This is a genomic window from Nitratireductor lacus, from assembly GCF_056431025.1.
In genome coordinates this window covers 13,180-33,712 of the sequence record NZ_JBWKMB010000032.1, presented here as the reverse complement: position 1 = coordinate 33,712, position 20,533 = coordinate 13,180, and the positions used below count along the sequence as shown (strand labels likewise).

At 61.3% G+C, this 20,533-nt stretch carries 18 protein-coding genes and 1 tRNA gene; 11 read left to right on the top strand and 8 right to left on the bottom strand.

Annotation, left to right across the window (positions count from 1 at the left end; all coding sequences use genetic code 11):
* Positions 1–586: 586 nt before the first annotated feature.
* The 3 genes from AC07E3_RS20090 (at position 587) to AC07E3_RS20080 (ending at position 2,391) form a co-directional block, all read left to right on the top strand.
* Positions 587–660 (top strand) — tRNA-Gly (locus AC07E3_RS20090).
* Between the two features lie 99 nt (positions 661–759).
* A complete protein-coding gene (locus tag AC07E3_RS20085; RefSeq protein ID WP_007009504.1) occupies positions 760–1,023 on the top strand; it encodes a DUF6460 domain-containing protein in 264 nt (87 codons plus the stop codon).
* Between the two features lie 21 nt (positions 1,024–1,044).
* Complete coding sequence (locus tag AC07E3_RS20080) at positions 1,045–2,391, top strand: MATE family efflux transporter (RefSeq protein ID WP_478364386.1); 1,347 nt, start codon at positions 1,045–1,047, stop codon at positions 2,389–2,391.
* Between the two features lie 3 nt (positions 2,392–2,394).
* Here AC07E3_RS20080 and AC07E3_RS20075 read toward each other — a convergent pair whose 3' ends face one another.
* Both AC07E3_RS20075 and AC07E3_RS20070 read right to left on the bottom strand, forming a co-directional pair.
* Positions 2,395–3,486: a quinone-dependent dihydroorotate dehydrogenase gene (locus tag AC07E3_RS20075; protein WP_478364384.1), complete on the bottom strand. Its 1,092-nt coding sequence runs from the start codon at positions 3,484–3,486 to the stop codon at positions 2,395–2,397.
* Entirely contained in the window at positions 3,483–3,830 is a 348-nt protein-coding gene (locus tag AC07E3_RS20070) for a DUF952 domain-containing protein (RefSeq protein ID WP_478364382.1), read from the bottom strand. Before AC07E3_RS20070 ends, AC07E3_RS20075 begins: the two co-directional genes overlap by 4 nt.
* A 136-nt stretch (positions 3,831–3,966) precedes the next feature.
* Here AC07E3_RS20070 and AC07E3_RS20065 point away from each other — a divergent pair, with 136 nt between their 5' ends.
* Positions 3,967–4,404 (top strand): hypothetical protein, encoded by a 438-nt coding sequence (locus tag AC07E3_RS20065; RefSeq protein WP_478364380.1) that lies wholly within the window; start codon positions 3,967–3,969, stop codon positions 4,402–4,404.
* 115 nt (positions 4,405–4,519) lie between these two features.
* Here AC07E3_RS20065 and AC07E3_RS20060 read toward each other — a convergent pair whose 3' ends face one another.
* Positions 4,520–4,870 (bottom strand): hypothetical protein, encoded by a 351-nt coding sequence (locus AC07E3_RS20060; RefSeq protein WP_478364378.1) that lies wholly within the window; start codon positions 4,868–4,870, stop codon positions 4,520–4,522.
* Positions 4,871–5,073: 203 nt separating this feature from the next.
* On the opposite strand from AC07E3_RS20060, the gene AC07E3_RS20055 reads away from it, so the two are divergent.
* Positions 5,074–5,751 carry a response regulator transcription factor gene (locus AC07E3_RS20055; RefSeq protein WP_007009497.1) on the top strand — a complete coding sequence of 226 codons (678 nt, stop codon included), beginning with the start codon at positions 5,074–5,076 and terminating at the stop codon, positions 5,749–5,751.
* A 27-nt stretch (positions 5,752–5,778) separates the two neighbouring features.
* Here AC07E3_RS20055 and AC07E3_RS20050 read toward each other — a convergent pair whose 3' ends face one another.
* Positions 5,779–9,267 (bottom strand): PAS domain-containing hybrid sensor histidine kinase/response regulator, encoded by a 3,489-nt coding sequence (locus tag AC07E3_RS20050; RefSeq protein ID WP_478364376.1) that lies wholly within the window; start codon positions 9,265–9,267, stop codon positions 5,779–5,781.
* A gap of 301 nt (positions 9,268–9,568) precedes the next feature.
* On the opposite strand from AC07E3_RS20050, the gene mscL reads away from it, so the two are divergent.
* Complete coding sequence (mscL, locus tag AC07E3_RS20045) at positions 9,569–9,985, top strand: large conductance mechanosensitive channel protein MscL (protein WP_007009495.1); 417 nt, start codon at positions 9,569–9,571, stop codon at positions 9,983–9,985.
* A 101-nt stretch (positions 9,986–10,086) separates the two neighbouring features.
* Here the strand turns inward: mscL and hemA are convergent, their stop codons facing one another.
* Both hemA and AC07E3_RS20035 read right to left on the bottom strand, forming a co-directional pair.
* Positions 10,087–11,364 (bottom strand): 5-aminolevulinate synthase, encoded by a 1,278-nt coding sequence (gene hemA / locus AC07E3_RS20040; protein WP_478364374.1) that lies wholly within the window; start codon positions 11,362–11,364, stop codon positions 10,087–10,089.
* Between the two features lie 135 nt (positions 11,365–11,499).
* Positions 11,500–12,000, bottom strand: coding sequence for a MarR family winged helix-turn-helix transcriptional regulator (locus AC07E3_RS20035; protein ID WP_478364372.1), 501 nt, complete (start codon positions 11,998–12,000; stop codon positions 11,500–11,502).
* A gap of 90 nt (positions 12,001–12,090) precedes the next feature.
* Here AC07E3_RS20035 and AC07E3_RS20030 point away from each other — a divergent pair, with 90 nt between their 5' ends.
* From AC07E3_RS20030 to AC07E3_RS20020, 3 genes are read left to right on the top strand one after another with little or no spacing between them, the layout of a single operon-like run.
* Positions 12,091–13,866: an N-acetylglutaminylglutamine amidotransferase gene (locus tag AC07E3_RS20030; protein WP_478364370.1), complete on the top strand. Its 1,776-nt coding sequence runs from the start codon at positions 12,091–12,093 to the stop codon at positions 13,864–13,866.
* A gap of 3 nt (positions 13,867–13,869) precedes the next feature.
* Positions 13,870–15,684: an N-acetylglutaminylglutamine synthetase gene (gene ngg, locus AC07E3_RS20025; RefSeq protein ID WP_478364368.1), complete on the top strand. Its 1,815-nt coding sequence runs from the start codon at positions 13,870–13,872 to the stop codon at positions 15,682–15,684.
* A 48-nt stretch (positions 15,685–15,732) separates the two neighbouring features.
* Positions 15,733–16,890: an osmoprotectant NAGGN system M42 family peptidase gene (locus AC07E3_RS20020; RefSeq protein ID WP_007009490.1), complete on the top strand. Its 1,158-nt coding sequence runs from the start codon at positions 15,733–15,735 to the stop codon at positions 16,888–16,890.
* A gap of 19 nt (positions 16,891–16,909) precedes the next feature.
* Here the strand turns inward: AC07E3_RS20020 and AC07E3_RS20015 are convergent, their stop codons facing one another.
* Positions 16,910–18,367: an aminotransferase class V-fold PLP-dependent enzyme gene (locus AC07E3_RS20015; protein ID WP_478364365.1), complete on the bottom strand. Its 1,458-nt coding sequence runs from the start codon at positions 18,365–18,367 to the stop codon at positions 16,910–16,912.
* A gap of 107 nt (positions 18,368–18,474) precedes the next feature.
* Here AC07E3_RS20015 and AC07E3_RS20010 point away from each other — a divergent pair, with 107 nt between their 5' ends.
* Together AC07E3_RS20010 and AC07E3_RS20005 are read left to right on the top strand one after the other, a co-directional pair.
* Positions 18,475–18,936: an Lrp/AsnC family transcriptional regulator gene (locus AC07E3_RS20010; protein ID WP_007009486.1), complete on the top strand. Its 462-nt coding sequence runs from the start codon at positions 18,475–18,477 to the stop codon at positions 18,934–18,936.
* 16 nt (positions 18,937–18,952) lie between these two features.
* A complete protein-coding gene (locus AC07E3_RS20005; RefSeq protein ID WP_478364363.1) occupies positions 18,953–20,176 on the top strand; it encodes a multidrug effflux MFS transporter in 1,224 nt (407 codons plus the stop codon).
* Here the strand turns inward: AC07E3_RS20005 and AC07E3_RS20000 are convergent, their stop codons facing one another.
* Positions 20,177–20,527, bottom strand: coding sequence for a RidA family protein (locus AC07E3_RS20000; RefSeq protein ID WP_336067480.1), 351 nt, complete (start codon positions 20,525–20,527; stop codon positions 20,177–20,179). It lies immediately after the preceding gene.
* Positions 20,528–20,533: the final 6 nt, after the last annotated feature.

Genomic DNA, 20,533 nt, shown 5'->3' with positions numbered 1-20,533 from the left:
ATATCGTTCATGAAAGGCTCATCGGCACCTTCTGCCGCCTGAGCCCGACACCCCGGAAGTTCCGGTTCGGGGCGATCCAAAGAAGGGGTGCACGTCACGACACCCCGGAAGTTCCGGTTCGGGGCGATCCAAAGAAGGGGTGCACGTCACAACGTGAACAGCGCTAGCCTATGAATGGGTAACTTCAGGGGAGCAGGTCAAAGACAAAGAGCGTCGAGGGGGATGCGCGTTGCACCTCACGTTCGTGAGGCAGAGTGGGCCTATCCGCGCGCTGGCTGGACCGGAAGCTTCCGCAATTTCATGGAAAAGGCCGGTGGCTGCGGTAGCCCCATCCTTCAGACACTCGAAGATAACATGCTTCGATATCAGTCCCACGGCTCTTGATGTCAGCGATCTGGGGCGCAGTTGATTTCGGTCCAAACGGCTGCGCCCTGTCATACTCTGGATGCATGGTTCCATCCATGCATCTTGTGACCGCAGTGCTCCGGTTGCCGCTGATTTTCTCACTTCCGTTTACCCGCCGCGCACCACCCTCGCACAAACCCGCTTGACGCCGGGCCACGGGTCGCGGATTAATGCGCGCTGCGCGGGTATGATGTAATGGTAGCCTGTCAGCTTCCCAAGCTGAACGCGCGGGTTCGATTCCCGCTACCCGCTCCAGATGCTCCGATCAAGGCCAGCCCTTTGGCGCCCCATCCAGGCTTGCGCACCTGCATCAGGGTGCGTATCTCTTTGCGGTCAAGATCAAGGAGCATTCCGGTGTCGGCACTGACCAGATTCCTCGGCGACAGCCCGCTGCGCGTCATCATCAAACTGCTGATCGTTTCACTCATCGTCGGCTTTGTGATGAGCGCGTTCAACTGGTCTCCGTTCGACATCATCCATGCGCTGCGTGACACTGTCGTTCATCTCTGGAACATGGGGTTCGATGCACTCGGCCGTTTCGCAAGCTATATCCTGCTGGGCGCGGCAATTGTCGTGCCGGCCTTTCTGATCCTGCGCCTCCTGAACTATCGCCGTTAGCGAAGCCCGGGGCGAACCTCCATGGATCATGCTCAGCCGCAAGACCGCGTATCGCATCCGTTCACGGTGACGAACCGTCTCGTCCTGTCGATCGCCCTGCCGATGACGCTGGCCTATCTGACCACGCCGCTTCTGGGCATCGCCGATACGGCCATTGTCGGCCAGTATGGCGACGCGGCCCTGCTGGGCGGGCTGGCGGCGGGCGCCATCGTCTTCGACGTGGTCTTCACCACGTTTAATTTTCTGCGCTCCGGCACGACCGGCCTCGTCGCGCAGGCCTATGGTCAGGGCAATGCGCTGGAGGAACAGTCGGTTCTGTGGCGGGCATTGCTGGTTGCCCTGGCCGCCGGTCTTCTCGTTGTGCTGCTCGGTCCGTTCGTGGTCGCCGGCGGTGTGTATTTCATGGGAGCCGAGCCCGAAGTGGCGGCAGCCATGCGTGCCTATGTCTCGATCAGAATTCTCGCCGCCCCCGTCTCGCTCATCAACTACGCAATTCTTGGATATGTGCTCGGGAGGGGCGAGGGCGTGCTCGGGCTCGTGCTGCAGTTCATCCTGAACGGCACGAACATTGCGCTGTCGATGTTTCTCGCGCTGTCGCTGGGCTGGGGCATCGAGGGTGTGGCCTGGGGCACGGTGGGTGGCGAAGCTGTCGGCATGCTCACAGGGTTCGCCGTGCTGGCCTGGCGCTTTCGGCGCGGGCCCCGCGTTTCACTGCGGCGGGTCTTCGACACGCCCCGGATCGTCCGGATGGTTGCCATGAATGGCGACATCATGATCCGGTCATTCTCGCTTCTCGCTGCATTCGCGCTCTTCACCAGGCAGGGCGCGCAGTTCGGTACCCTCACTCTGGCCGCCAATGCGATCCTGATGAATTTTTTCCTGGTCGCGGGATATTTCCTCGACGGGACCGCCACCGCCGCCGAGCAACTGGCAGGGCGTGCCGTGGGCGCGCGTTACCGCCCCGCCTTTCTTCGCTCCCTTAGGCTGACGGTGGCGTGGGGCTTCGGGCTTGCCATTGCCATGTCGCTGTTTCTGCTTTTGGCCGGCGAAGCGCTGATAGCCTTCATCACCACGGCACAGGATGTGCGAACGGCCGCCAACACCTTTCTGCCCTGGGCGGCGCTGATCTCCATTTCTGGCGTTCTGGCATTTCAGATGGATGGGGTGTTCATCGGCGCAACCTGGTCGCGCGACATGCGCAACACGATGCTGCTTTCTTTCGCGCTCTATCTCGCCTGCCTGTTCTTTTTGACGAGAAGTTTTGGCAATCATGGATTGTGGGCGGCATTCCACATTCTTCTGATCGTTCGCGGCATCAGCCTCTTCGCCATTGTGCCGTCACGAATGCGCAGAACGTTCGCGGAATAGACGTCAGTCGAGACGGCGCGCAGCCCATTCGTCCACGCGGGTGTCGCGCAGCTGACGCAGCGAAGAGAGGTTCTCGCGCTGTGCGAATGCGCTCATCTCTTCCAGAATCCTGCCGGGCAGGCAGGTGCCGCCAAAGATCAGGCCGCTATACATCTGCACCAGATCGGCACCGGCGCGGATCTTCTCCAGCGCCGTTTCAGTGGAGCAAACCCCGCCAACGCCGATAATCGGCATGGCCGGCCCGACCAGCAACCGCATCTTGGCAAGAATGACCGTGGACCGTTCGAAAAGAGGCTGGCCGGAGAGCCCGCCCGTCTCGTGTGCCAGGCGGCTTGTGACGCCCGCTCTCGAAAGCGTGGTGTTGCTGACGATCAGCCCGTCGATGCGTTTGCCTAGCGCTTCGTCGGCTATGTCGGCCAGGGCAGCGTCGGTGAGGTCAGGTGCGATCTTCAGGAACAGCGGGATCGGCGCACGCCGCAGCTTGGCGACTTCGTTGCGTGTTTCGATCACCCGGTAAAGGAGTTCGGAGAGGTTTGCACGATCCTGAAGCGACCTCAGCCCGGCCGTGTTGGGGGAGGAGATGTTGACGGCAAGATAGGAGGCGATATCGCCAAAGGCACGCACGCCCGCCTCATAATCGGCGATGCGATCCGTGCTGTCCTTGTTGGCGCCGATGTTCACGCCGACAATTCCGCCCCTGCCGGCACGGCTCCTGATGCGCTCGCGCACCGCCACGATGCCGTCATTGTTGAAACCCATCCGGTTGATGAGCGCGCTGTCTTCCTCCAGCCGAAAAAGGCGCGGCTTGGGGTTTCCCTCCTGCGGCTTCGGGGTAACGGTACCGCATTCCACGAAGCCGTAGCCCAGCCGCAGCAGGCCGTCCGCTGCCTCGGCATTCTTGTCGAAGCCGGCTGCCATGCCGAGCGGGTTGGGAAACACCATCCCGCCCACTATGGTTTTGAGGCGTTTGCTGATCTGCGGTGGCCGGGCCAGCGGCATGCCGCTTTTCAGGGCCATGATCGCAAGGTTGTGGGCGCGTTCGCAATCCATCCGGAAAAGGGCCTGGCGCGCAATCCTGTCGAGCAGCGATTTCATTCTGGTAGCTCTGGAAAAAGGTGGAGGCCATCTGTGCCCAGCGGCAGGGGCCGCACCCATGCAACCGCATCGAGCGGCAGAGAGGCATAGAGATGCGGAAAGAGAGCGCCCCCGCGCGAGATTTCGTATTTCAGCGCATTTCCAAGCGCGTCTGCTTCAACGGCGACGAGCAGCAGGTCGTCCTGCCCGGCAAAGTGCCTGGCGGCTGTCTCCTTGACCTGCCCCGCCGTGGAGAAATGAATATAACCGTCGGCGAGATCGATCGGCGCGCCATTGAACACTCCCGCGGTCTCGGCTTCCTGCCAGAGCGTGCGGGGACAGATTTTATAGATCAGGTGGACCATGCCAGCGGCTATACTTGCAATACAGTGTCAGCGAAAGGCCCGAAAAGGCGTTTTCGGGGGATTGCGGTCTATCCCATTTATGGCGCATTCCTTGCGCATGATCCCATCAACAGAAGCATGAACGCGGAGCAGACCCATGCGCAAGACAATCGCGGTGACAGGAGCGCTGATCATCCTGTCCATGACGGCGAACGCCATGGCGCAGGAGGCCCAACGCTTTCGGCTTGAGCGCACGGAAGAAGGCTATGTGCGCATGGACACCCAGACCGGTGCCATGTCGATCTGCCGCGAGCGGTCGGGACAACTCGTCTGTGCGCCGGCGGCCGATGAACGCACGGCCTATGAGGAAGACATTGCCGCGCTTCAGGACAGGCTCGAAACCCTCGAGGAGCGGGTCGAAGCGCTGGAAGGCGCATCCCCAGAAGCGGCATCGGATCTGCCGTCCGAGGAAGAGTTCGAGCAGACCCTGGGTTTGATGGAGCGATTCTTCCGCCGTTTCATGGGAATCGTGAAGGATTTCGAGAAGGAAGAAAAGACCACGTCGCCCGATACGCCTGCACCTGACCGGACCTGAACAATTCCGAAAAAAGTGGAAACCGGTTTTCTGCCCGCAATTGCGCAAAAGCAATATGTCAGAGCGTTTTCGCATCTGCGCGGACGTCGGGTGGCGCGCCTGACTGCAGACTGCTCTATGCGATCGCGCGCACCACGCGCAGCACCATTGAAAAGACAAAGAACCCGCAGCCAACCTGCAGGCTGAGAACGGCGAAGCGCAGATAGATGTCTTTCAGGATGGCGATGAACACTTTTGCGCCCGAACGGCCGACCGGGCGCGCATTCGGGTTCAGATGCATCCAGACCTCGGTCTTCCTGGGGTTTTGTCGCGCAAGCGCGTAGGCCTTGAGTATCAGAAGCTCGGACATGATCAGCGTCATCAATGCGCCTGCGCTGAAAGCGAGCACCAGATCGAATGAGAAGCTCAGCATCACCAGGCCAATGGCAAAGGCGCCGAACATCACGGCGCGACCGATGCAGAACATTGCTACCTTGTGGATTTTCTCCATAGCAGGCTCACGGGTTTTCACCCTCCCGGCGAGTCTGTGGCATAGATGTGGGGCAGGCAAGTAAATCTTCTGCGAGCGTTTTGGCGAGTGGTGGAGTGTCTGGCTATGGCAGAGCTTGAAATGATGGCTATTCCCCGCATAATCGCCGCCGGAACCTGCGACGGAAGAAGACGACAAAAATGCCGCAGGCGCGGGAGGGACTTTTGGCATCGGGCTATAGATTTCTGGTCGCCGACGACCATCCTCTGTTCAGGGGAGCGTTGAAGGGCGCTCTTTCCGGACTCGACGATGCATGCAGGATACTGGAAGCAGGCGACTTTGAAGGCGCGAAAGCGCTGGTCGACGAGAGTATCGATCTCGTTTTGCTCGATCTTTCCATGCCGGGCGTCAGCGGTCTGTCGGGGTTGATTGCGCTTCGCGGAATGAACCCGGCAGTGCCGATCGTTGTCGTGTCGGCTCACGACGATCCGGAAACCATCAGGCGGGCGCTGGAACTGGGCGCGTCCGGTTTCATCTCGAAATCGTCAGGCATGGACGAGATCCGAACGGCGGTTCAGACCATCCTTGATGGTGGTATCTATACGCCCGCCGATATCGATCTGGGCGCCGAGGCCGATCCGGAGATTGCCGATCTCATCCGCCGGCTGCAAACCCTTACGCCGCAACAGACCAGGGTGCTGAGCATGCTGGCGGAAGGGCTGCTGAACAAGCAGATCGCCTACGAGCTCAACGTCTCGGAAGCAACCATCAAGGCGCATGTCTCCGCGGTGTTGCAGAAGCTGGATGTAGACAGTCGCACCCAGGCCGTGATCCGCCTGTCGAAGATCGGGGCCGACACCATCGCAACGGAAAGCTGAAGCCGTCGCCGGTTCTGTTCTGCTCGCCTATTCCGCTGCCGCGAGCATCTGGCGGCAGCGCATCAGCAATGTGCGCAGCGATGCCGGGCGCAGAGGCTTGTTCAGCACCATGGCAGTCAGCGCCTCCGCCTCGGCGCGCACTTCGTTGGAACGGTCGGCGGTGATCAGGATTGCCGGTATCGTTTCTCCATAGCGCGCCCGCAATGCGGCGATCACATCGAGCCCCACTTCGTTGTCGAGATGATAATCGGCCAGGATGATGTTGGGCGCTCCGCCCGAGAAATCGGGCAGGGTGGCCGACCCGGTCGCCGTCGAAACGGCACAGCCCCAGCCTTCCAGAAGCCGGCGCATCCCGTCGAGAATGCGTGGATCGTTGTCGATACACAACACGCGCAATCCCTCCAGCATGGTCTGCTGAACCGCCGCAGGGCGCGCGGGCCTCTCGACCTCCTTGGCAGGGGTGGAGCTTGTCGGGATGATGACGGAGAAGCGCGTGCCGCCGTGAATTTCGGAATCGAGACGTATTTCCATGTTCAGAACCCGCGCGATGCGGTCGACAATCGAGAGGCCAAGGCCCAGTCCCTGAGCCTGCCGCACGCCTTCCTCCAGCCGGGTGAATTCACGGAACACCGTGTTCAGCTTGTCGGGTGCAATGCCGATGCCCGTGTCGATCACCTGGAGTTCCAGAAGCGCACCGCGCCGCCGCACACCCACAAGCACGCGGCCGCTCGGCGTGTATTTGATCGCATTGGAGACCAGGTTCTGAACGAGGCGCCGCAGCAGGTTCCGGTCCGTGTTCACCGTGAGCGTCGAGGGGACGATGGTCAGCTCCAGCCCCTTTTCTTCGGCCAGTGGCATGAAATCTGTGCTCAGCTGGCGCAGCAGGCCATCGAGCTTGAAGACACTGGCTGAGGGTTTCAGCGCACCGGTGTCCAGACGCGAAATGTCGAGCACGGCCCCGAGGATCGTTTCCACGGAATCGAGCGAGGATTCGATGTTGCTGACATACTCGCGTGTCTCTCCGCCATCGGCGCGTTCCATCAGCGACGAACAGTAGAGCCGGGCCGCATTGAGCGGCTGGAGAATGTCGTGGCCGGCCGCCGCCAGAAAACGCGTTTTCCCGAGATTGGCTTCTTCGGCGATCACCTGCGCCTGTGCCAGCTCCTCATTGACCCGCATCAGCTCCGCCGTGCGGTCGGCCACGCGCTGTTCCAGTGTCTCGTTGATGCGCTTCAGGGCGATGTCCGCCTCCACACGCGGTGTGATGTCGGTGTAGGTGGCAACGATGCCACCGTCGGGCATGGGGTTGGTACGCAGTTCGATGATGCGCCCGCTCTTTCGCAGCCTGATCTCCCAGGGCATTCCGAAGTCGGTGAAACGGTTGAGTGTCACCGTATAGGCGTCGACGGGAATTTCCCCGCGCACTGCGAGCAGATTGACGAACCGGTCGAGCGAGACGCCAACCTGGCCCATTTCGTCCGGCAGGTTGAAGAGCGTTCTGTACTGCCGGTTCCAGCAGATGAGCTGGAAGTCGCGGTCGAACACGGTCACGCCTTCTTCCATCTGGTCGAGCGCGGTCTGCAGCAGGTCGCGATTGTGCTGCAGTGCCATGGAGGCATCGTCGAGCAGCCTGAGCGCATCGCGTGGTGAGCGGTCATTGCGCTGGAAGAGCAGCGAAAGAATGAGCCGTGAGGAAGACGAACCCACCGCACTGGCAAGCAATTGTTCGGAGAAGCGCACCAGGGCGATGCCCGTCTGGTCGTTGCCGTTGAGACGAACGCCATGTGTTGCCTCGAAAGTGGCAAAGGAGCGTTCTGTGCGTTCTGCGCCCAGATAGCGCGAGATCGTGTCCTTCAGATCGTTGACGGTGACCGCCGTGCGAAACCGGCGCAGGGTCGGGATGGGGCCCGTGTCGCGGGGCACGAAGATCGCCGCCTGGATGCGTTCGAGCGGTTGTGCCGCGCGCGAAAGCGAGCCCAGCACGAAGAACAGCGTGTTGACGGCAAGGCTCCACAGAACGCCATGATTGAGCGGCTCGGCAACGGTGCCGAAAAGCGCCTGCGGCCTCAGTGCCGGCAGGCCGAAGAGACCGTCCGTGATGATGCTGGTCCCTTGCGGGGCAAGCGAGGGAAACAGAAGCGTGTAGCCCCACAGGGCAAACCCCGCTCCCATGCCGAGCAGCGCGCCCCGCGCATTCGCACCGCGCCAGATCAGCCCGCCGAAAAAGGCCGGCGCGAACTGGGCGATGGCTGCAAAGGAGATGAGGCCGATGGCGGCCAGCCGTGTGTTGTGCGTGGTCTCGCGGTAATAAAGAAACGCGGTGAAGAGGATGATGAAGATGGCGGCGCGGCGGATGTTGAGAATGCTTGACGACCAGTCGTTCTTCTCGTGGTGGTCGGGGCGCAGCAGGCGGCGCAGAAAAAGCGGGATCACCAGGTCGTTCGAGATCATGATCGAAAGCGCCACACTGGCGACGATGACCATGGCGGTGGCGGCCGAAAGCCCGCCGATGAAGGCGACCAGGGCAAGAAGATCATGTCCGGCGAGCAGCGGCAGGGCGAGCACGTAGAGATCGGAATTGGCTTTGTCGCCGACGAGCGCCAGACCGGCAAAGGCAATCGGAAGCACGAAAAGGTTGATCAGCACCAAATAGAGCGGAAAGAGCCAGCTTGCGGTCTCGAGTTCCGTGGTGCTGCGGTTTTCCACGATGGTGACGTAGAACTGCCGCGGCAGCATGATGATGGCGAAAGCGCTCAGCGTCGTCATGACGATCCAGGTCGCAAGCGACGTGGGATAGGTGTAGGCCTTTTGCACCTCGGGAAGGCCACCCACGGCTCGTGCGAGATCCAGCGGTCCTGCAAAGAAGAAATAGGTGATGGCGATGCCGACCGCGAGGAAGGCCGCTAGTTTCACCACCGTCTCCACGGCAACGGCCAGAACCAGACCCTCCTGATGCTCCGTGGCATCGGCGTGACGGGTGCCGAAGAGAACGGCGAAGATTGCCAGCAGAAAGGTGACGATCAACGCCATGTCGCCCACGAAAAAATCGATGACCGGCGGCGCGCCGTCGTAATGCGTGACCATGAGGCTGACGGAATCGGAAATCGCCTTCAACTGCAGCGCGATATAGGGGATCGTGCCGAAGGTCGCGATGAGCGTGGCTACGGATGCGACGGCAAAACTCTTGCCATAGCGGGCGGCAAGGAAGTCGGCGATCGAGGTGATCTTCTCGGACTTGGCGAGCCGGATGATGCGCTTCAGGATCGGGAAGCCGAACAGGAAAACCAGCACCGGGCCGATATAGATGGCCAGAAACTCCAGCCCGCGCTCGGAGGCCAGACCCACCGAGCCGAAGAAGGTCCAGGACGTGCAATAGATCGCAAGGCTGAGCGCATAGATATAGGGGCGCGAGCCGAGCCCTCCCTGGCGGGCGGCGCGATTGTCGCCGACGCTCGCTATGAAGAAGAGCAGCGTCACGTAAGCGACGGCTATGATTGCGATGACCCAACCCTGCACCGGTCGCGATTCTCCTCCTCACGGGGCACGCCAAAAGGCAAACACAGGCCCGGTGGCGTGTCCAATGCTTCTTTCGGCCAATGAGCCCTGCGAAGTCAAAAGAACGGTTTTTGTTGCGCTTCTCACTTGTGGCACTGCTATTGTGCACGTGCTGGTGGCCTTGAGTCGCCGGGGTGCAGCTAGGGCAATTCCAGGAAAAGTGGGAACCGGTTTTCCGTCCGGAATTGCACAAAACAACAAGGTAGAGCGCTTTCGCGATTCAACGAAAGGCGAAAACGCTCTAGATTGGGGAGATACCCTTATGATGAAAGAATTTCGGGAGTTCATTGCACGGGGCAATGTGATGGACCTCGCTGTCGGCGTGATCATCGGCGGCGCGTTCGGTCTTATCGTGAAATCGTTGACCGATGACATTATCATGCCGGTCATCGGCGCCATTTTTGGCGGTTTCGATTTTTCGAACTATTTCATGCCGCTTTCGTCCACCGTGACCGCAACGACGCTGGAAGCTGCGCGGGAGCAGGGGGCGGTGTTCGCCTACGGCAACTTCCTGACCGTGGTCGTCAACTTCCTGATTCTGGCGTGGATCATTTTCCTGATGGTGAAGGGCGTGAACGCGCTGCGCCGCAAGGAAGCCGAAAAGCCGGCAGAGCCCGAAGCCCCGCCGGCCGATGTTCAGCTTCTCACCGAAATCCGCGACCTTTTGTCGAAAAAATAGGGCTTTTTCGCCTTTTTATCGAAAAACACCGGGAAAATCCGAAAACGCCGCCGGGAGGGTATCACGGCGGCGTTCTCATTGTTTTTGCTTGGAAAAAGAAGTCAGCCGCCGGACTTGGGAACCAGAAGAGACACCACCCGATCGGATTTCGCCGGCTGTGGCTGGTCCGCTTCGTTGAAGGGAATGCCGAGCGCTTCCCAGGTTTCGAGAAGCGCATCGCGCAATGTGTCGATCAGCGCGTCGTCATGGTACGGCGTCGGCGTGATGCGCAGCCGCTCCGTGCCGCGTGGCACGGTCGGATAGTTGATCGGCTGGATGTAAATCCCGTGCTTTTCAAGAAGGTGATCCGTGGCCTGCTTGCACAGTTCGGGATCGCCCACGAGCAGCGGAACGATATGGGTCTGCGACGGCATCACCGGCAGACCGGCTGCGAGAAGCTTGTCCTTGGTCTGCTGCGCCTGGCGCTGCTGCGCTTCGCGCTCAACCGAGGAGGTCTTCAGGTGGCGGATCGATGCGGTGGCCGCAGCCGCGATGGCCGGTGGCAGGGCGGTCGTGAATATGAACCCGGACGCGTAGGAGCGCACCGCGTCGATAACGGCGGTTGAGCCGGTGATATAGCCGCCGATCACGCCAAAGCCCTTGGCCAGCGTGCCCTCGATAACATCCATGCGATGCGCAAGGCCATCGCGCTCCGTGATGCCACCGCCCCGCGCGCCATACATGCCGACGGCGTGAACCTCGTCGATATAGGTCATCGCATTATACTTGTCGGCGAGATCGGCAATCGCCTCGATGGGCGCGATGTCGCCGTCCATGGAGTAGACGGATTCGAAAACGATCAGCTTTGCCCGGCCGGGGTCGGCATCCCTGAGCAGGCTTTCCAGATGCGCAACATCGTTGTGCCGGAAAATCTTCTTCTCCGCGCCAGAGCGGCGCACGCCCTCGATCATCGAGGCATGGTTCAGCTCGTCGGAAAGAACCAGGCAGTTGGGAAGGAGGCGGGCGATGGTGGAGATGGAGGCTTCATTGGAGATGAAACCCGATGTGAAGACGAGGCCGGCTTCCTTTCCGTGCAGGTCGGCAAGCTCGGCTTCGAGCTCCACCAGCGGGTGGTTTGTACCGGAAATGTTGCGCGTGCCGCCGGCACCTGCGCCCATCGAGCCGGCCGCCTTCTGCATGGCCGAGATCACGCTCTCATGCTGGCCCATGCCCAGATAGTCGTTCGAGCACCAGACGGTAATTTCACGCGTTTCTTCACCGGAGCGCCACAGCGCGCGCGGAAACGCACCGACGATCCGCTCGAGATCTGCGAAGACGCGATAGCGGCGTTCAGCGTGAAGTTGATCGATCGCTTCTGAGAAAAAACGCTGGTAATTCATTGAACCTTCCTGCTGTGCGGCGCGATCATAATCGCGCACCCCGTCTGCGTCCATTGCGTGTTTCGGGCAAATTGACACGTCTGCGTGACATCGCCTTGCGCTCGATCAAATTCAATCCGAGAGGGGAGGCACTGGTCAGTGCGGGCGCGTGTCTTTCGACAGGCCCTCGCCCGGTGCCATCATGTCGGCAATGGCTGTCAGGGCGAGGATGAGCTGGCTGCGGCGCTCCGGAGAGAGGTCTGCGAAACGCCGGGCGAAGGCGTCGCCCATCGGTTCCGGCGCCCGCGTCAACAGCGCAGCACCTTCCGGCGTGAGGCGGGTGTGGACCACGCGGCGATCATTGCGTGAGCGGTAGCGCTCGACCAGTTGCCGTGCTTCCAGATTGTCGAGGATGGTGATCACGGTCGCAGCGCTCAGATCGATATGGGCCGACAGGACGGTGGTCGTGACCTCCCCAAGTGCGGCAATCGCCTTGAGGGTAATGAGCTGCGGCGCCGTGAGTCCGATCTGCTTTGCAAGCGCCCGGGACTGCACATCGTTGGCACGGACGATCCGGCGGATGCATTTTTCCACGCCCCGTAACTCGTCGTCGCGGAACCTGTTGGTGACCTTGTCAGTTGTCGTCTCAAAGCTCATGCTGACGCCATTAATTTGACATCTAATAGTTATAACTATAACTAAAATACACTCCGACGCAACGACGAACAAGGGAACAGATCGCTATCCATGTGCGGAATCTGCGGAGAACTGCGGCTTGATGGCCGCCCTGCCTCACCTGTCGCTCTTTCGAAAATGATGGACTGTCTTGCGCCGCGCGGGCCTGATGGCGCGGGCGCCGTCATTCATGGCAGCGCGGCCTTCGGGCATCGGCGGCTGAAAATCATTGACCTGTCGGAAAAGGCCCGCCAGCCGATGGAGGATGCGGAGCTTGGGCTCACCATCGCCTTCAACGGCTGCATCTACAATTATCCCGAGCTGCGTGCGGAACTAGAGGGCAGGGGCTACCGCTTCTTCTCCACCGGCGACACCGAAGTCATTCTGAAAGCCTGGCATGCCTGGGGTGAGGAATGCGTGAGCCGCTTCCATGGCATGTTTGCCTTCGTGCTGCGCGAGCGTGAAACGGGCCGCGTGGTGATGGCGCGCGACCGGTTTGGCATCAAGCCGCTTTACCTGGCGGAGACGCCGGAGCGCATTCGGTTCGCATCGTCCCTGCCGGCCCTGCTGGCGGCGGGTGAGGTGGACACGTCCATCGACCGCCACGCGCTGCATCACTACATGACGTTCCATGCGGTTGTCCCCCCGCCGCGAACCATCCTGAACGGCGTGAAGAAGCTGCCGCCTGCCACCATCCGGATCATCGAAGCCGATGGCAGTCAGCGGGATCGGATCTACTGGGATCCGCCCTTCGCGCGCGACCCCGACACGGCCGCTCTTTCTCCCGACGAATGGCGTGACCGCACGCTGGAAGCCCTGCGTCTTGCCGTCAAGCGCCGCATGGTGGCCGATGTGCCGGTGGGCGTCCTGCTTTCTGGAGGTGTGGATTCCAGCCTCATCGTCGGGCTTCTCGCCGAGGCCGGCCAGAAGGGTCTCATGACCTTCTCCGTCGGTTTCGAGGAGGCCAATGGCGAGAAGGGTGACGAATTCGTCTATTCCGATCTGATAGCGAAGGAATTCGGCACCGATCATCACAAGATCTTCGTGCCTTCGGCCGATTTGATGGACGCGCTTCCCGGCACGTTCGCTGCCATGTCGGAGCCAATGGTCTCCTACGACAATGTCGGTTTTTATCTCCTCTCCAAGGAAGTCTCGAAACACATCAAGGTCGTGCAGTCGGGTCAGGGCGCCGACGAGATTTTCGGTGGCTATCACTGGTATCCGCCGCTGATGAATTCCAACGATGTGGTGGGCGACTACGCAAAGGTCTTTTTCGACCGGTCGCACGAAACGCTGACGAGGCAGCTCTCGCCCGAATGGATCGCCGACCGCGATGCGAGCCGCGAACTGGTGGCGGCTCACCTCACACGGGCAGGCGCCGACACGCCGGTCGATGCGGCGCTGCGGCTCGATTCCACCGTCATGCTCGTGGATGACCCGGTCAAGCGGGTGGACAACATGACCATGGCCTGGGGGCTTGAAGCGCGGGTGCCGTTCCTCGATCATGAGCTGGTGGAGCTTGCGGCCCGCATTCCGCCCGAGGAAAAGCTCAAACAGGGTGGCAAGGGCGTGCTGAAGGAAGTTGCAAGGCAGGTGGTCCCGCATGAGGTGATCGACCGGAAGAAGGGCTACTTTCCGGTGCCGCAGCTCAAATATGTCGATGGGCCCTATCTCGATATGGTGCGCGATGCGCTATCCTCGCAATCCGCACGCGAACGCGGCCTCTTCCGTCAGGAGTATCTGGACACGCTCTACGCCGCGCCGGCCGATCACATCACGCCGCTGCGTGGCTCCGAACTCTGGCAGGTAGGGCTGCTCGAACTCTGGCTGCAAACCCACGGGGTATGACCGATGGCCAAGAAAGAGGATGTGGCTTTGCGCGCCTCGCGCGGGCGCAGCGACAAGGCGCTCGGCTACCGCCTGAAGCGCCTGCGCAGCGAGACCATGAAGCCGACCAGCGCCCCGGCCGATCAATCCGCCGAACAACAGGACAGGTCGGTCTCTCTGGAACTCGGCTGGGGGCGGCTTCTCTTCGCCCAGACCTTTGAGACAAATGAAGAACTCGCCGGCGCGCTGGGGGACGAGGGTCCGGCCCGGCGCGACATCGCCTTTTATATCCGCGACCCGCATGTGCTCCTGTCCATGGCGCCGCAGGAACTCTTTCTCGACCCGTCGCACACCTACCGGCTCGATCTTGCGACCTATCGCCCGAGCCGGCGTCAGCCACGTGGCTTTTTTATCCGGCGGCTGACCTCGGAGGCGGACGCAAACGCCGTCAACGCCATCTATCAGAGCCGCGGCATGGTCACCGTGCGGCCGGATTTCTTCTGGACCAACCGAGACAGTCGCGCCATCACATATTTCGTCGCCGAGGACGATCAGACCGGTGACATTCTGGGCACGGTAACCGGGGTCGATCATCGCCGCGTGTTTCAGGACGCCGAAAACGGCTCCTCCCTCTGGTGCCTCGCGGTCGATCCGCAATGCCGTCACGCAGGGGTGGGCGAGATGCTGGTGCGGCGGCTGGCCGAGCATTTCGCCGCCCGGGGGGCGAGCTTCATGGATCTCTCGGTCATGCATGACAATGAACAGGCCATTGCGCTTTATGAGAAGCTCGGTTTCCATCGCGTTCCGGTGTTCGCCGTCAAGCGGAAGAACCCCATCAACGAAAAGCTCTTCACCCATCCGCCCGCGGATTTCGACCTTCTCAATCCCTATGCGCGGCTGATTGTGGACGAGGCTCACCGGCGCGGTGTGGCGGTGGATGTGACGGATGCCGAAGGCGGGTTTTTTCGCCTGTCGTTTGGTGGCCGCTCGATTCACTGCCGCGAGAGCCTCTCTGAACTGACCTCGGCGGTCGCCATGTCGATCTGTGACGACAAGGCGGTCACGCGCCGCGTGGTGGAGCGCGCGGGGCTGATCGTGCCGGAGCAGATGGAAGCGGTTGATGACGATGAGGCCCTTGGCGCATTCCTGAAGAAGCATGGGCGCGTCGTGGTGAAACCGGCACGCGGCGAGCAGGGCAAGGGCGTTGCCGTCGGTCTGGAAACGCTGGACGAGATGAAGAACGCCATACGCATCGCCCGTAAGCTTTCCGACCGCGTTCTGGTAGAGGCCTGCTTTGAAGGCGAGGATCTGCGCCTGGTCGTTATCGACTATCGCCTTGTAGCGGCGGCTGTGCGCCGTGCGCCGCGCGTGGTGGGCGACGGTCACAAGACCATCGGGGAGCTGATCGAAAAACAGTCGCGCCGGCGCGCTGCCGCAACGGGCGGCGAAAGCCGAATCCCCATTGATGACGAGACCCGGCGTTGCGTTGCCGCCCTCGGATATGAATTGTCGAGTGTGCTGCCGGAAGGCGAGGAGGTCGTGGTGCGCAAGACCGCCAACCTCCACACCGGCGGTTCCATTCACGACGTTACGGAGAAGGTGCATCCGGATCTGGTGAAGGCAGCCTGTACCGCAGCGCGTGCCATTGACATTCCGGTTGTCGGCATTGACCTTATGGTCCGGTCGCCCGGCCAGCCAGACTATGTCTTTATCGAAGCCAATGAACGGCCAGGCCTTGCGAACCATGAACCGCAACCGACCGCCGAACGCTTCGTCGACCTGCTTTTCCCGCGCTCCGGCGTGAAATCGGCGGAAAGGGCACTGGCTCCCAGGGCATAGATCCTCACCCCGGGCGGCATCCGCAACCGAGCAATCCAAAGGGAATGCATGTCACGACTGAAGATCGACGTTTCCTATCTGGTCGACCAGCTCAAGGCGCTGCTGGCGATCGACAGTCCCACTGGCTACACCGATACGATCGTCAGGCATGTGACGACTGAGCTTGAGCGGCTCGGGCTGGAGCCCGAACTTACACGGCGCGGCGCCATCCGGGCCGTTGTGCGCGGTGGCCGCCGTGAAGGCGCACGCGCCATCATCACGCATCTCGACACGCTCGGCGCACAGGTCAAATATATCAAGGACAACGGGCGTTTCGAGCTCGTGCCGATCGGTCACTGGTCGGCGCGCTTCGCCGAGGGCGCACGGGCGACGCTCTATACGGAGAAGGGCGCCTATCGCGGCACCATTTTACCGCTCAAGGCGTCCGGCCATACGTTCAATGACGATGTCGACACAATGCCGGTGGGCTGGAATTTTGTGGAACTGCGTGTCGATGCCATGTGCTGGGATCGCGCAGACGCGCACAATTTAGGCATAGATGTCGGCGATTTCGTTGCCGTCGACCCCCAGCCGGAGTTCCTTGAAAACGGCTTCATCGTTTCGCGGCACCTGGATGACAAGGCCGGCGTTGCCATCGCCCTGGCAGCGCTGGAATCGCTTCTCAGCAATGAAGTGACACTGCCGGTCGACACACACTGGCTTTTCACCATCGCTGAAGAGGTGGGGGTGGGCGCCGCCTCGATCGTCACCCCGGAAATCGCCTCCATGGTGACCATCGACAACGGCACCACGGCACCTGGGCAGAATTCCACGGAATTCGGGGTTACCATCGCCATGGCCGATCAGGCAGGTCCGTTCGACTATCACCTGACGAAGAAGCTCGTGGAGCTGTGCCGCGAGGAGGACATTCGCTATCAGAAGGATGTGTTCCGCTACTACCGTTCCGATTCCGCATCGGCCATTGAGGCCGGGCACGATGTGCGCACGGCCCTGATCGCCTTCGGTATCGACGCCTCGCACGGCTATGAGCGCATTCATGTCCATGCGCTGCGTTCGGTCGCGGAGCTGGCAACCGCCTATGTGGCAAGCCCGATGGAAATCGAGCGCGATGTCGAGGAGGTTTCCGACATCGAGGGCTTCACCGAGCAGCCGACCAACGAGGCAGAGATGGCAAGACGCGCCAACAACCTTCCAAAGCAGGAATAGCGGCTTTTCGGTCCTGACCCTAGCCTGCGATTGCAAGCGACCGGTGGCGGAACCGCGCCGTGTTCGGGTCGAAATCATAGGCGCTGGCGTGGCGTTCAGCCTCGCGTGCCAGCCGGTCGACGGTGTTGATGACGAAATCCGCCTTCTCATCCGTCATGAGATAGCTGAGGTTCAGCCGCACCCAGCCGGGCTTCTCCATCTCCCGACCGTCGCGAATGCTCTGCAGAAGCGCATTCGACTGCGGTTCATCGATGCCGAGCAGGTGATGCGCGTAGGGGCCGGCACAGGCGCAGCCGCCACGCGCCTGAATGCCGTGAAGATCGCTCAGCATCCGGGTAAAGAGCTGATGGTGCAGCGTGTTGCCTTCAGGGCAGAGAATGCGGAACGAAAAGATTGGCAGTCGCGGCGCTGCCGGGTTGCCGAGAAGTTGCAGGCACGGGTTTTGCGACCAGACGCCCAGTGCCCGCGTACGCAGTTCCTCATGCCGGCGGTCTATGAAATTCTGCCCCAGCGCTTCCTTGACGAGCAGGACGAGAGCGGCGCGGATATCGCCCACCACATTGGGGGTGCCTGCCTCCTCACGCGCCGAAAGCGATCGCGAGTAATCGTGCGTCCAGGGCGACACGAAGGTCACCGACCCGCCGCCGGGCATGGTCGGCTGCGCGGTACGGGCGATGGCGTTGCGCAGGATCAGAAGGCCCGATGCACCTGGCCCGCCGGGAAATTTGTGCGGCGAAAGCACGACCGCATCCTTGGCGCAGTCGGTGCCCGGCTTCATGTCGATTTCGAGATAGGGCGCACCGCCCGCATAATCCCATATGGCGAGTGCACCATGGGCTTTCAGAAGTCGCGTAACTGCATCCGTGTCGGTTGTTATGCCGGTGACATTCGACGCCGCAGAAAACGTGCCGACCTTCAACGCCGCTTCGACGTTCGCTTCAAGCGCCGCCTTCAGTGCGTCCATGTCAGGGCCGCCACATACGGTCTCGGGAATGGCGATGATCGTCGCACCGCTCTCGCGCCAGGGCAGAATGTTGGAGTGGTGCTCATAGGGGCCGGTGAACACCACCACCCGGCCACCTTTCGCCACCGTTTCGGCAATCTGCAGAAGCCGCACCAGCCGGTTGATGCCGGACGTGGCGCCTGACCCGGAAAAGACAACGCTTGTTTCTTTGTCGGCCTTGACGATGCGGTGAATTTCCGCGCGCGCCGCCTCACGAAGGCGGGTCGAGAAAGAGCCGCAATAGGACGCCTCGGTGTGGCTGTTCGCATAATAGGGCAGGACCTCATCCCGGATGAAGTCCTCCACCTGCGCAAGCGCTCGGCCGGATGCAACGTAATCGGCGTAGATCAGCGGCTTTTGCCCACAGGGGCCCTCTATGACCGCATTCTCGCCGATCAGGCCTGCACGCAGATAGTCGGCAAGGTCGTCGCGGTTGAGGCTCTCCTTGAAGGCGTTCAGAACATCACGTGCCATGGTTTGATCCGTCAGATTAAACAGGACGAAAGGATCGCACAGTGATCATCTATCATTCTCACATAAAATTATGGATTACGGAGAGAAAATGGGTCATATGATAGATTATGGGTGAAAAAATCGATCAATTTGACAGGCGGATATTGCGGGTGCTTCAGCGCGATGCGAGCCTTTCGCAACGGGATCTGGCGGAGAAGGTCGGCCTTTCCCAGAATGCCTGCTGGCGCCGTCTGAAATCGCTGGAAGAACGCGGCGTCATCCGTGGGCGCACGCTGCAGGTTGACAGAAACAAGCTGGGACTGGGGCTTGTGGTTTTCGTGATGGTCAAGACGCGCCATCACTCCACGACCTGGCTGCAGACCTTCCGTCAGCATGTCTCCAGCATTCCCGAGATCGTCGACTTCTTCCGCATCGGCGGCGACTATGATTACATGCTGCGTATCGTGACCACGGATATGGAAAGCTACGATTCCGTCTATCAGCGTCTGATCCAGAAGGTCGAGCTGGAATCCGTCACGTCTTATTTTGCCATGGAGGCCATTGAAGAACGCCGCCCCCTGCCAATCTGACCGTTCAGGCCTGCCGATGAAAAAACAGTCCATCTCGTTCGAGCGCATCGCGCTTTACGCGTTTCTCACATCGCTCACTGCACTCAGCATCGATGCCGTGCTGCCCGCGTTGCGGATCATCGAGACGGAACTGCATGTAGAGCCGCCGCTATCCACGCAGCACATCGTGTCCCTGTTCATCTTCGGCATGGTGTTCGGCGAGCTGTTCCTCGGGCCGATTTCCGATGCCATCGGGCGCAAGCGGGCTCTGGTTCTCGGCCTCGGTCTCTATATGGCGGGCACGCTGGTGGCGATGTTTTCGACAAGCGTCGGCATGATCGTTGTCGGCCGCATCCTGCAGGGCATCGGCGTGGCGGGGCCGAAGATCGCCACGCGCGCCCTGATCCGCGACCAGTTCGAAGGCGAGGCCATGGCGCGCATCATGTCCTTCATGTTCGTGCTCTTTATCCTTGTCCCGATGCTCGCGCCGGCCATGGGGCAGGTTGTTCTGGCATTCGCCGGCTGGCGGGCGATCTTCGTGGTCTATCTGGCCCTTTCCGTGCTTCTGTGCATCTGGCTCGTCGCACGGCAGCCCGAAACGCTCCCACCGCAGAGCCGCATCCGATTTCACCCCGCCACGCTTGTGCAGAACGGCGCGCGCATCCTGCGCAGCCGGCGTGTGACACTGCTCATCGTTGCGACCGGCCTCGTCTTCGGCGCCCATCTCCAGTATCTGAGCACGGCTGCCGACATCTTCTTTGATGTCTATGGCGTCTCCGCCATGTTCCCCGCCTATTTCGCGGCCTTTGCCGCCGGCATCGGCCTTGCTTCCATCGTCAACGCCCAGGTGGTGCGCCGCTTCGGAATGCAGGCGATGTGCGAGGGAGCCCTGCTGGGCCTTGTCATCCTCGGCCTTGGCCTGCTTTCCCTGTCACTTGTCTATGAGGGGAAGCCACCCTTTGTGGCCTTCATGGCAATGGGCTTTGTGATCTTCTTCTGCATCGGCATCCTGTTTGGCAATCTCAATGCCATGGCGATGCAGTCTCTTGGGCAGCTGGCCGGGCTCGGCGCCTCGCTCATTGCCTCCGGGTCGAGCCTCGTGGCCGTGATCTTTGCCGTGGCCTTTGGTGCATTCTACAACCAGACGCCCATGCCGCTGGCGTCCGGCTTCCTGACAACTGGTGTGCTGGGGTTCGTTCTTGTCCGGCTCGCCTCGGGGGCGAGCCAGGAGCCGGTGACACCGGTCAAGCGCGCGGCGTGATCAGCCGGCGGCGGCGATGACGATGATCTCGACCGTATAGTCGGGCGTTGCCAGCGCGGACTCGCCGCAGGCGCGGGCAGGCGCGTGTCCCGGCGCGACCCAGGCGTCCCAGACTTCGTTCATCTCGGCGAAATCCTTCATGTCGGCAAGCCAGATGGTTGCCTGAAGGATGCGGGTCTTGTCGGAGCCATTCTGCTCCAGAAGCGCATCGATCTTTTTGAGAATGTCTTTGGTCTGCGTGGCCACGCTCTCACCGGGCGTACCGACCTGACCAGCCAGATAGATGGTGCCATTGTGGACGACGGCCTGGCTCATGCGGGTGCCGGTGTCGACGCGTTTGATCTCGGACATTGATAT